This is a genomic window from Bacteroidales bacterium (assembly GCA_014860575.1).
Lineage (GTDB): Bacteria > Bacteroidota > Bacteroidia > Bacteroidales > JAAYJT01 > JAAYJT01.
Map to the genome: position 1 here is coordinate 39,914 of JACZJK010000042.1, position 12,458 is coordinate 52,371.

At 44.1% G+C, this 12,458-nt stretch carries 7 protein-coding genes; 2 read left to right on the plus strand and 5 right to left on the minus strand.

Going from position 1 to position 12,458, the window contains the following annotated elements; all coding sequences use genetic code 11:
* Positions 1–35: 35 nt before the first annotated feature.
* From IH597_11400 to IH597_11415, 4 genes are all read right to left on the minus strand, one after another.
* Positions 36–1,388 carry a dihydroorotase gene (locus IH597_11400; protein ID MBE0663058.1) on the minus strand — a complete coding sequence of 451 codons (1,353 nt, stop codon included), beginning with the start codon at positions 1,386–1,388 and terminating at the stop codon, positions 36–38.
* Between the two features lie 132 nt (positions 1,389–1,520).
* The gene (locus tag IH597_11405) at positions 1,521–2,252 is read right to left on the minus strand and encodes a polyprenol monophosphomannose synthase (protein MBE0663059.1); all 732 of its coding nucleotides are present in this window, start codon (positions 2,250–2,252) and stop codon (positions 1,521–1,523) included.
* A 116-nt stretch (positions 2,253–2,368) separates the two neighbouring features.
* Positions 2,369–3,841 carry an endonuclease gene (locus tag IH597_11410; GenBank protein MBE0663060.1) on the minus strand — a complete coding sequence of 491 codons (1,473 nt, stop codon included), beginning with the start codon at positions 3,839–3,841 and terminating at the stop codon, positions 2,369–2,371.
* Positions 3,842–3,913: 72 nt separating this feature from the next.
* Positions 3,914–4,969 (minus strand): endonuclease/exonuclease/phosphatase family protein, encoded by a 1,056-nt coding sequence (locus IH597_11415; GenBank protein ID MBE0663061.1) that lies wholly within the window; start codon positions 4,967–4,969, stop codon positions 3,914–3,916.
* A gap of 218 nt (positions 4,970–5,187) precedes the next feature.
* Here IH597_11415 and IH597_11420 point away from each other — a divergent pair, with 218 nt between their 5' ends.
* Together IH597_11420 and IH597_11425 are read left to right on the plus strand one after the other, a co-directional pair.
* Positions 5,188–8,394: a TonB-dependent receptor gene (locus tag IH597_11420; GenBank protein MBE0663062.1), complete on the plus strand. Its 3,207-nt coding sequence runs from the start codon at positions 5,188–5,190 to the stop codon at positions 8,392–8,394.
* Positions 8,395–8,431: 37 nt separating this feature from the next.
* Positions 8,432–10,126: a choice-of-anchor J domain-containing protein gene (locus IH597_11425; GenBank protein ID MBE0663063.1), complete on the plus strand. Its 1,695-nt coding sequence runs from the start codon at positions 8,432–8,434 to the stop codon at positions 10,124–10,126.
* Positions 10,127–10,186: 60 nt separating this feature from the next.
* On the opposite strand, the gene IH597_11430 is transcribed toward IH597_11425, so the two are convergent.
* A complete protein-coding gene (locus IH597_11430) occupies positions 10,187–12,298 on the minus strand; it encodes a S9 family peptidase (GenBank protein ID MBE0663064.1) in 2,112 nt (703 codons plus the stop codon).
* Between the last annotated feature and the right edge of the window lie 160 nt (positions 12,299–12,458).

Below are 12,458 nucleotides of genomic sequence, written 5' to 3' on the forward strand. Positions count from 1 at the left end.
GGTTTGAACCAAATGAATTCAGAATAAGCGACATTTTAGCGATCGAAAAGTAAGCGCTCTCCCCTGGAAGAATTATGAATCACCCCATCTTCATACACCAGGTTTCCATTCACAAAAGTATGGGTAATCTTTGAATTGAAGGTTTGGCCTTCAAATGGCGACCAGCCGCACTTGTACAATATGTTGTCTTTGTTAACGGTATAGGCTGTGTTCAGATCAACCAACACCACATCGGCATGATAATCTGGCCTGATAAAACCCCTTCTGTTAACCTGGAAACAAATGGCCGGGGCATGGCACATTTTCTCAACAATTTGCTCAAGACTCAAGCGCCCCTGGTGAAAAAACTCAAGCATAGCCTGCAAGGAGTGCTGCACCAACGGACCACCGGACGGCGATTTGAAGTATGTGTTACTTTTTTCTTCCAACGTATGTGGGGCGTGGTCGGTGGCAACCACATCGAGTTTGTTATCAAGCAAAGCCTGGAATAAAGCCTCCCTGTCGCCGGCTGATTTGATGGCCGGATTCCATTTTATTCGTGTGCCCTGGGTTCTATAATCTTCTTCTGCAAACCACAAATGGTGAACGCAGACTTCGGCGGTTATTCTCTTTTCATGCAGCGGGATCAGGTTATCGAACAGTTGCATTTCGTCAGCAGTGGAGAGATGCAGCATATGAAGCCGGGTGCCGTATTTTTTTGCCAGGTTCACGGCAAATTCCGATGATTTATAACAGGCTTCGTGGCTGCGGATTTGAGGGTGCAATTCAACCGCTATATCTTCACCATATTTCTCACGGAACATTATTGAATTTTTCCTGATGATGTTTTCATCTTCGCAATGGGTTGCAATAAGCACTTTACAATCTGCAAAAAGTTTATTCAATGTTGCATGGTCATCAACCAGTAGGTTTCCAGTTGAAGCTCCCAGAAAAACTTTAACCCCACATACATTTCCAGGATTTGTCTTCAGAACCTCATCAACATTATCGTTTGAGGTTCCCATATAAAACGAATAATTGGCCAGCGATTTTTTAGCCGCCATCTCATACTTTTCTTCAAGCAATTCCTGGGTAAGTACCGGTGGAATTGTATTGGGCATTTCCATAAAGGAAGTCACGCCACCGGCAACGGCTGCGCGGCTTTCGCTTTCCAAGTCAGCTTTGTGGGTGAGGCCCGGATCACGAAAATGCACCTGATCGTCAATTACACCAGGCATAAGAAGTTTGCCCCCGGCATCGAGAAAAACTGAATTTGGCGGGAAATGGCCTTCCTGCGGGGTTCCTTCGTACACCTGCTGAATGATTCCATCACTCAATAAAATGGAGCCTTTATAGGATTTCCCTTCGTTTACGATCAGGGCGTTGTGGATGAGCAGCGGATTTCCCATATGTGTTTACGATTTACGATTTTGGATTTACGATTTGGAGTAAGTTTATGCTATCAATTGACTCCTTCAAATTAGCGAGCTTACTTCTTGCCCCAAAGTCGTACTTCGTAAATCAAAAATCGTCAATAATTTCTATTTCGAATATCTCCGGAAAAAACTTTTCCACTTCATTGTGATGACACCGAAAATAGCTTCCTTGATTATGCCTTTGCTCATTTTTGAAACCCCTTCGGCACGGTCGGTGAATACAATCGGCACTTCAACAATGTTGAAACCAAGTTTCCATGCATTGAATTTCATCTCTATTTGGAAAGCATAACCAATGAACCTGATCTGGCTCAAATCAATGGTTTCAAGGACTTTGCGGGTATAACATTTAAATCCGGCCGTTGAATCTTTTACCCTCATGCCGGTAACAATTCTCACATAAAATGAAGCAAAGTATGAAATCAAAATCCTGCTCATTGGCCAGTTTACCACGTTGATACCTTTTATATATCGTGAACCTATGGCCAGATCGGCGCCTTTATTGGCACAGGCATCGTGCAAACGAAGAAGATCGGCAGGATTGTGTGAGAAGTCGGCATCCATCTCAAAAACATACTGATACTCTCTTTGCAAAGCCCACCGAAAACCGTGAATATAAGCAGTTCCCAGGCCAAGCTTGCCTTTGCGTTCTTCAATGAACAATTTATCTTTGAACTCCCCCAGCAGCGATTTTACGATATCGGCAGTGCCATCGGGGGAATTATCTTCGATGATGAGGATGTGAAAATCTTTCCTGAGTGAGAAAACCGTTCGGATAATTTTCTCAACGTTTTCCTTTTCGTTGTATGTTGGAATTATAACGAGACTATCTGACACCGGGTGATTTATTAAGAAGCAGCGAAATTAAACAATTCGATCATAAGCACAACAGGTATCTTTAACGCTTTCAACAATCCATTATTTCACAACGCTGGTGCAAGCTTCAAAACAACTTATTGCTTCATCAATTTCAGCGAATACGACTGGTCGCCGAAAACAGTTGTCAAAATATAAATGCCTGCCGGCAAATCAGAATAATTAACTACAGTGGTGTTAATACCTGCACTAAGGGTTGTGTCCTGAAAATCAACCGGCTTTCCTTCCAGTGTAAAAAGCTTAATTTTAATTTCGCCGGGTCGTACAACCAGCATTTCAATGATCATGTGATCCATAACCGGGTTAGGGAAGATACTCATCTTGAAACCAGCGCTTGTTATCTGATCCACACTTAGCCATTCCATGCTTTGGAAATCAATTTTTGAAGCAAAATGCATGCTGTCAATAAATGGGTTGCGGTTGCCCTGCCTTGAGCTTATATAGTCGTTCCTGGCTATTTCCCGGGCATCCGGTGGATCGGAAAAATGCCAGAGTTTGAGAATTTCCTGATTTTGTTGAGGTGGAAGTTGCCATTGGTAACCATTGGTGTTATCGTAACGGGTTACCATGTAAAACATCGCGCGTGCCGCATTGCCCTTTTGCGAATCTCTGGGTTCGTAAACGATATTTCCCTGTGCATCTGTTCCACGTTTTCCATCAAGAAATTGATAGGTGACATTTTGAACTACACCCAGCGGGAGATTGCTTCGCCTGTTGTTGGCATTGTTCTGGTGAACCGGGAAAAGGTGATAGTAATCTGAGTATTCCGGCGCCGATTCTGAATTGTGTGGAAACCAACTGAAAGGAAATGTATGCTCGCGGCTTAATGTACCGCCCGGTGACCCGATCCAGCCAAACGGATCATCATAAACATGGGCGTAACCGGTGTAAACACAGTACACAACTTTTTGTCCCCCTGTAGTATCCTGGTATTCGAAACCATTGATCATAATGTTCACATAATCGCCGTAAGCAAAAGAATTATGTGGTCTGATCCTGTTTTGCAATTCCTCAATAAAAAATTCACTTTTTGAATTGATGCCTTCATAAAAATCGCCAATCATGTTTTCGGGCGTGGTAGTGTATCCGGTCAAGGGGTTTTCCTGGAGATAATTTTCAGTGCCATCCGAACCGTTAAATGAAAAGACACTGTGATAAAAAGTAGTTCCGGCAAGAACGCCCCTGGGCGAAAACTCTGCATCGCTTCCAATAAAAACTACACGGGCGTTTCCTATTGCATCGCCTACGAAATAAGTTTCGCCATCGGCAGGCACAGCAACAACGGCTTGTCCGATGCTTCTGAGTACAATATAGAAATCCGGTTGCGGATCGGCATTGCTAAAAGCAGCATCGTAGGTATAGGTCTTTACATTTGAAAACGTAAGGTTGGCGGGCTGTGCATTTGGTTCAGAAGCCAACGCCTTGCCTGAACCGATCTTTTTTTCAACCTTACTGATAGACTTTGATGGCGTCTGAGCCATCATTATAGCAGCGATGAGCGAAAGCAACAATACAGCAGTAAAACGAGAGAATATATTTAAAGTTAGCATTTCATAAGCTTAATTTTTCGGAGGCTGACTCAGGACAGCTTTAATAGCGATAAAAAATTCCTTGGATCCCAACTATTTTTCCCTGACCAGGTAAATGTAAACCGGAAAATGATCGCTGAAACCGCCAAGATACGTATCGCCGGCATGTGTCCGTAAAGGGTATCCGGCAAACTGACCCTGGGTCTGCAAGAGGAATCGCTTGTTAAATACATCGGCCTTGTAGAAAGTGTATGTACTTTTATCTGGTGTAAGCAAGGTCTGGTTCAGAATGATCATATCAAACAGGTTCCATGAATCGCGATATGCAAGTGTTCCAATTCCTTTGCGGTAAAAATCATAGAAAGGGTTAAACAACTCATCCTTTTTCAGTTTATTCTTGTCCCAGCCGGTTTGTAAATGTTTCTTAACACTTTCATTGATTGGATCGTCATTTAAGTCGCCCATTATAATAATGTGTGCAGTAGGATCGGCCAGTTGCAATGAATCAACGATCTTGCGGTTGAGTTGGGCAGCTACATTGCGTAAGGGACGGCTGGCACGCTCCCCACCTCGGCGCGAAGGCCAATGGTTCACAAGAATGTGCATGGGTTCGCCATGTAAAAGGCCGGAAACAAGTAAAACATCGCGTGAATAAAAATCTTCCCTGCCTTCGGGAATGAAAAGATATGGCTTGCTGGATAAATAAGTGAAGTATTTAGGCTGGTAAATCAGGGCTACATCAACACCGCGGCGATCGGGTGAATCATAGTGTGCGATCCTGTAGCCACGATCCCTGATCTGCGGATCGTTGACCAGATCGTTTATCACAAGTTTATTTTCTATTTCGGACAAGCCCAAAATCGCTGGCCCATCGGGTGTAAACTCGGTTCCAACTTCAGCAATAACCCTTGCCAGGTTAGTAATTTTTTCTGAATATTTTCTGCTATCCCATTGCTTGCTTCCCTCCGGTGTATATTCCAAGTCATTGGTATCAAAGCTATCTATGGTATCAAATAGGTTCTCGACATTGTAAAATGCTATACAAGCTACGGTTGCCTTTTTTTCCTGGGCAAATAAAAATTGTGTGGCCAATGTTAGAACTGCAATCAAACCAACAATCTGTAGCTGGGTCGGATGTGTTTTCTTCATCAATATATGGTGCTTAAATGAGCAGCAAAGGTATTGCTTTTAACCATAAGCAGGGGAAGAAAGGCGGATCATTTCGGATCGGCTCCAAAATAAGCATCTATGAATGCAACAGGGTCTCTAAAAAATGCGTTATTTTGTGCAAAAATTAGCCCCCGACATTTTGACCATCAATTATATCTTACCACAGTAAATTTTCATTCATTTCTAACTGATCCCCTATGTATAAAAAGCTACTACTCATTCTGATTGCATTGATTCCGCTTGCGATAATTTATGCACAACAACCTGCTTTAAAGGATCTAAGTCAAACCACTGATGCTAAGTCCGGCACAATCATCGGCCAGTATTTTGGCCATGCTTTTATTGGGAATGTTTACACCGGGTACTCTGTAATGATCGGAGACTGGGACAAAGACAATTTGGGTAAAAACACGTTAACCGGTATTGTCATTGATGCCAGGGCTGCAGGATTATTGCAGGACAAAGACATTCTAACACTGAGTTCCGAGCTTGCTGCAATCAACAACATTAGCAATGCTGATAAGCTTAAGCCTGGTTTGAGGATTCACCTGCAAAAAGAAAAAATTCCTGTTCAGGAAATTGCAAAAACTCCTGATCCGGTAATCACTGAAAAAGAAATGGCTGCTGAACTGCCTGAAATGCAAATTGAAAAACCAGTTGCACCTGAACCAGCTATTGAAATTGAAAAGGTAGAAGAACCTGAGGCTATTGCTGAACCAGCAATTACGGAAAACGATGACACTATTCCCGAACCAGATGATTCAGGTCAGTCGGGGAATATATCCGGCCGGATTGTGGAAACATCCACCTTGCGCGGGCTTCCCTCTATACTTATTAGTGTGAATGACCGGCAGGTGCTTAGCGATGTGAATGGTGACTTTGTGGTGCGCAATATCACAACCGGCAAAGCCACACTGGTTATATCAGCCGCAGGTTTTCAAACCAAAACCATTGAGGTGGAAATAACTCCCGATACCAATCTTGGTGAAATCAAGTTTGAGCCTACCTCACTGGCTTCAGCCGATATTATACCTGAAATCAATTTATCCTTACTGGATATGGATGATGATGCGCGATCGCAAAATATTTCAGGATTGCTGCACTCCTCAGGCGATGTATTCAGTTCATATGCGTCTTTTACATTTGGACAGGCATGGTTCAGAACCCGTGGATATGATGCTGACCTTACGCCCACTTACATTGGCAATTCTCTCATCAACGATTCAGAAACCGGGCGTACCCTGTGGGCTATCTGGGGCGGTCTTAATGATGCCACAAGGAACAGCACCTTCGTAAATGGGCTAGGCACTGCCAGCAATTCATTCGGAAGTATCGGCGGCATATCTAATATTATAACTCGCCCTTCGCAGCAACGGGTCCAGACCAAATTAACTTATTCAGCCTCAAACAGGTCGTATACTCACCGTGTGATGTTTACACATTCCACCGGCATGATGAACAATGGATGGGCAGTCACGGCGAGCGGATCAAGACGATGGGGTCAGGAAGGCTATATTAAGGGAACTTTTTATGATGCCTGGGCCTATTACATGGGGCTTGAAAAAAAGATCAATGAGCGTCATTCAATTGAATTAACTGCATTCGCCTCGCCGGTAAAACGCGGAATGCAAGGCGGCTCCACTCAGGAAATCTACGACATGCTGGGTACCAACCATTATAGCCCTAACTGGGGTTATCAGGAAGGTGCAGTGCGAAATTCGCGTGTTCGCACCATGAACCAGCCCGTTCTGGTGCTTAACCACTATTGGAAATACAATAGTTCCACAGACATTACAACCACAGCCTCCTATATGTTTGGCAAAACAGGAACCACTGCGCTGAACTGGTATAATTCTGCCGATCCAAGACCTGACTATTATCGCTACTTGCCTAGCTGGCAAGAAGATCCTGCGGCAAAAGCAGCCGTGATGGAATCCTGGAAAAACAACACAAGTGTCAGCCAGATCAACTGGGATAAATTATACCAGGCCAATTACCTTGCAAAAATGGATGGCAAGCAATCGCGCTACATCATTGAGGATCGCCGGAACGATATGAAAAACATTAATTTGAGTACGGTAATTAACCACCGCGTTAATGAGAACCTGAAAATAAACAGGGGTGTTGAACTTTCGGATTACACAGTCAATTATTTTAAAACCATTGACGACCTGCTTGGTGGTAGCCATTGGGTAGATATTGACCAGTTTGCCGAACGCGATTTTCCGGGCGGTGATACGATCGCACAAAACGATATTGATAACCCGAACAGGATTGTGAGGGTAGGCGACAAATTTGGCTACGATTACAACCTCAGACAACAAACCGGGAAAATCTGGATCAGTTCAGAATTTACTTTCCGTGCCATTGATTTCTTCCTGGCCGGACAACTTTCGTCTACTACCTTCTGGCGCGAAGGTTTCATGCGCAATGGTCGCCATCCTGAAAATTCCCTTGGTGAATCGTTCAAGCACAATTTCATAGATTATGGATTGAAAGGCGGTGCCACCTACAAATTCTCGGGCCGCTTATTCCTTGAAGGCAACCTGGCCTATATGACCCAGGCTCCATACATGCGTAATTCCTTTGTTTCTCCAAGAACCAGAGATGATGTATCGCCAGGGATAAAAAGTGAAAAGATTTTCAGCTCCGAACTCAGTGTCCATTTGCGTGCCCCCATGATTAAAGCGAGGGCTACGGTTTATCATACCGAGTTCAAGGATCAAAACCAAATCCTGACATTTTATCACGATGACTATCGTACACTGGTTAACCATATCATGTATGGAATTAATACCACTCATCAGGGCATTGAATTTGGCGGGGAAGCACATATGTTTTACGACCTGTGGCTACAAGCCGCTTTGAACCTTGGCAACTACCGCTATACCAACAGACCTGAAGCTACTATCGCTTTTGACAACGGTTCGCGCGCCGATACCACTGAACTGATTTACCTCAAAAACTTTTTCATTACCGGCACGCCACAGACTGCAGGCGCACTTGGGTTAAAATGGGTTGGACCGGATTTTCTCTTCGTTAATTTGAGCGTCAATTATTTCGACGACATTTATCTAAGCTTTAACCCCGAGCGCAGGACCCAACATGCAATCCAGGACCTTGGGCCGGGGGATCCCCAAATAGCAATCATTACAGAGCAGGAAATGCTTTCGGGAGGATTTACCCTGGATGCATCGGTAGGGAAATCATTCAGGATCATGCAGAAGTATTTCCTTCAGCTTAACCTGAGTGCAAACAATCTTCTCAACAATAAAAACATCAGTTCCGGTGGTTATGAACAATTACGCTTCGATTTTGAAGAAAAGAACGTAGACAAATACCCGCCACGTTATTTCTATATGATCGGAACGAATTTCTTCCTCAATGTAGCCGTTAGGTTTTAGTAAGCAAAAAAAATAAAATATAATAACCAGAAACAATATGAAACATATTAGGAAATTTTTAGCAGGTCTTACTCTCATTGCAGCTTCAGTAGCCATTACAAGCTGTGTAAAAGGCGATTTTGATGAACCGCCTATCTATATCCCAACCGTTGACTTTGATGCCAATACTACGATAAGTGAACTTAAGGCTTCCTATACCGGATTCAGGTTGATCGAAGAAGATATCATCATCAAGGGTGTAGTAGTTGCCAACGATGAAAGTGGAAACCTATACAAAAAACTTATTCTCCAGGACGAAAACTCCGGAATTGAACTGGCGCTGGACAGAACTAACTTGTATAATGAATTCCAACTTGGGCAACGCGTTTACGTTAAATGTAAAGGGATGTACATTGGAGATTATAATAACCTCGTCCAGCTCGGCTATCTCTTCGACGGTGGTATCGGTCGTTTGCCAGAGGTGTTTATCCCAAATCATTTGTTCCGCGATAGTCTTCCCGGCAACGTACCTGAACCGCAGGTTACAGCACTTAATGCATTGAACTATTCGCTCCTCAGCAAACTGGTTAAGTTCGAAAATGTAAGCTTCGCAGAGCCTGGTGCAGAATGGGCCCCTCAATCAGCCGAAGCTACCAATCGCACCATGAGCGGTGCCGGAGGAAGCATTGTGGTGAGAACCAGCAAGTATAGTAATTTCTCAAGCCTTCCAGTTCCTGCCGGAAGTGGTGACGTTACCGGTATCCTCAGTATTTTCGGAAGCACCTACCAGCTCACCATCCGCGATACCAGCGATGTTCAAAACTTTGGAGGAACGGTTCCTCCCCCACCTGGTGGCGGCGATGGATCAAAAGAAAATCCTTATTCTGTGGCACAAGCGCTTCAGAAACAAAATGCAACTCCTTATGTGGTAGGTTTCGTGAAAGGCTATATTGTGGGTTCAGTAAAATCAGGCGTTACAAATATAACCTCCGCCGACGATATCCACTTTGCAGCTCCGTTTACTTCTGCCACCAACGTATTGATTGCAGATACCTCCATTGAAACCAATTACATGAATTGTGTAATTGTGAACCTCCCGGCCGGATCAAGCCTGCGAACCGAGGTTAATCTCCTGGACAATCCTGAAAACATTGGAAAATGGCTTAACGTTAAAGGCACATTGCGAACCTATTTTGGTATAGGTGGCATTCGTGATTTTTCAGGCGAAGCCGGTGATTTTGAGTTTGAAGGCGGCGGTGGTGGCGGAGGTGGAAATTCCATCTTCCTCGAAGACTTCAACACGAATCTTGGCACCTTTACAGCCTATAGTGTAAGCGGCGACCAGGTTTGGGGCTGGGGCAACTTTGATGGTGGCTGTGCGGTGATGTCAGGTTTTGTCACGCCAACCAGTTATGTCAACGAAGACTGGCTGATTTCTCCGGCAATTTCGCTGCCAGGGCAAACAGGCGTTACAATGAACTTCCGCGAAGCCATCAACTACATTACCTCAATCAACGATCTGAAGGTATTCATTTCAACAAATTACGATGGAACCAGCAACCCGTCAACCAACGGTACATGGACCGAACTCACAGGCTTTACACGTGCAGCAGGAAATAACTGGACATTCGTGAACAGTGGTGATGTAAGCCTTGCTGCTTACGAAGGCCAAACCGTGCGGATTGCATTTAAATACATTTCTTCGGCTTCAGCATCCTCTACCTGGGAAATCAGCCGGGTGGAAGTAAAATAGATAAAGATCTCCATTATCGCAAGACCTGGCGGGCTCTCTAGCATGCCGGGTCTTTTTTTTTTATCTCCTGATCCCTGCCAGGTCAAGCATAAAGGCATATTCCCTGGCGGTTTCCCGCAAGCGCTTAAAACGGCCTGAAGCGCCTCCATGACCCGATTCCATGTCGGTGTAAAACAATATCACGCCATCGCCGGTATTGTGCTCGCGAAGTTTAGCAACCCATTTTGATGGTTCCCAGTATTGTACCTGAGAATCGTGAAGGCCAGATGTTACCAGCAGGTTTGGATAGGCTTGCTCTTTAACATTGTCGTACGGAGAGTATGAGAGCATGTAGTCGTAATATTCCTTAACGTTCGGATTTCCCCATTCGTCGTATTCCGCGGTAGTAAGTGGTATTGTTTCATCAAGCATTGTTGTCACCACATCCACGAAGGGCACAGCCGCAATTACACCTTTAAAGAGTTCAGGCCGCTCGTTCACGATTACACCCATCAGCAAACCACCGGCGCTTCCGCCACCGGCAAAAAGCTTTTCCGGGCTGGTATATCCTTTTGCGATCAGGAATTCAGTACAATCAATAAAATCGTTGAAAGTATTTTTCTTGTTCAGCAATTTGCCATCGTCATACCATTGCCGGCCTAAATCCTGCCCTCCCCTTACATGGGCCAATGCATATACAAACCCACGATCAACCAGACTGAGAACATTTGAACTGAACCTTGGATCAATACTTGAGCCGTATGAACCATAAGCATAAAGCAGCAAGGGATTGTTGCCATCCATATTGGTACCCTTGCGATAAACCAATGTTACAGGCACTTCCACGCCATCACGTGCAGGCGCTGACAATCTGTGTGTTTCATAATTATCGGAATTAAAGTCGCCAAGCACTTCCTGCTGTTTTACCAGATTGCTTTCACGGGTTTCCAGGTTATAATCGTAAGTGGAATTGGGAGTGGTGAGCGAAGTGTAGCTGTATCTTAAAACATTGGAAGTCATCTCAGTATTGATGCCGATACCTGCGGTATAAGCGTCCACCCCGAAATCCAGGTAATGTTCCTGTCCGGAAGGAAGATGCATGATCCGCATTTGTCTTAGGCCTTGTTTACGTTCCTGCAAAACGAGATAATCATCAAAAATTTCGACATTTTCAATTAACACATCCGCACGGTGAGTCACTACGTCTTTCCAGTTGCTTTTGTTTGTAAGCTTGTCCCCGGTCTCCATCAGCCTGAAATTCTGTGCATCCCAGTTTGTTAACACATAAAATTTGCCATTATGCGACCATATATTGTAAAGCAGGTCTCTTTCTCTCGGTTGAAAAACACGGAAACTGCCAGTAGGATTGTCGGCTTCCAGGAGCCAGGTTTCGTTGCTCACGGTACTGTTGGCGGTAATTGAAAGGTAGCGGTTGTCCTTGGTTCGGGAAATACTGATGTAATAAAATGTTTCATCATTCTCATAATACACCTGTTGTGGTGGTTCTGAGCCATTGATATTGTAGCGGTTAATGCGGTCGTAGCGTAAGGTTATTGGGTCAATAGATGTATAAAATAAGGTAGAATTATCTGCTGCCCAGCAAACATCACCGCCGGCATACTGTATTCCGGTTACAGCAATCGCTCCTTTTTTCAAATCCTTGATTTTAATAGTATATTGCCTTCGTCCAACAGTGTCCACCGCAAAAGCCATCAGATCATTATTGAGGCTAATATCGTAACCACCTACACTAAAATAAGGATACGGTTTGGCAAGCACATTCACATCCAGCATGATTTCTTCCTCTGCCTCCAGCGATCCCTGTTTACGGCAATAAATCGGATATTCCGAACCGGTTTCATACCTCGTATAATAGAAGTATCCATTTCTGAAGAATGGCGCCGATTGGTCATCCTGCTTAATCCGGCCTTTCATTTCCTCGAATAATCTCTCCTGTAGATTATTGGTATGCGCCATCACCGCATCAAGATAATTATTCTCAGCTTCGAGATAGGCGACAACAGCAGGATTTTCCCGCTCATTCATCCAGTAATAAGGGTCGGTACGTGTATGGCCGTGAATTTCCAGTTGCTTTTCAATCTTTTCAGCAACAGGAGCCTGAAATTGTTTTCCCGGTTCCTGACATGCAGAAACCAAAACAACGATCGCCAATAAAAACAGCAGATGTTTCATAATTTACGGGGATTAAAATTTATTAATTAACGTTTGCAGTTGATTTTCAATTGTTGAACCCACTCCGAAAATTCACAAACTGGTGATTTTTATTGTTTTTACCCCTGATTCGCGCAGACGGAGAACCGCTAAAAATCAGTAGTTTGCGTAAGTCCCCTTT

Coding starts and splice junctions, on each gene's coding strand:
- IH597_11420 (MBE0663062.1), top strand. CDS start 5,188: ATGTATAAAAAGCTACTACTCATTCTGATTGCATTGATTCCGCTTGCG.
- IH597_11430 (MBE0663064.1), bottom strand. CDS start 12,298: ATGAAACATCTGCTGTTTTTATTGGCGATCGTTGTTTTGGTTTCTGCA.
- IH597_11400 (MBE0663058.1), bottom strand. CDS start 1,388: ATGGGAAATCCGCTGCTCATCCACAACGCCCTGATCGTAAACGAAGGG.
- IH597_11410 (MBE0663060.1), bottom strand. CDS start 3,841: ATGCTAACTTTAAATATATTCTCTCGTTTTACTGCTGTATTGTTGCTT.
- IH597_11425 (MBE0663063.1), top strand. CDS start 8,432: ATGAAACATATTAGGAAATTTTTAGCAGGTCTTACTCTCATTGCAGCT.
- IH597_11415 (MBE0663061.1), bottom strand. CDS start 4,969: ATGAAGAAAACACATCCGACCCAGCTACAGATTGTTGGTTTGATTGCA.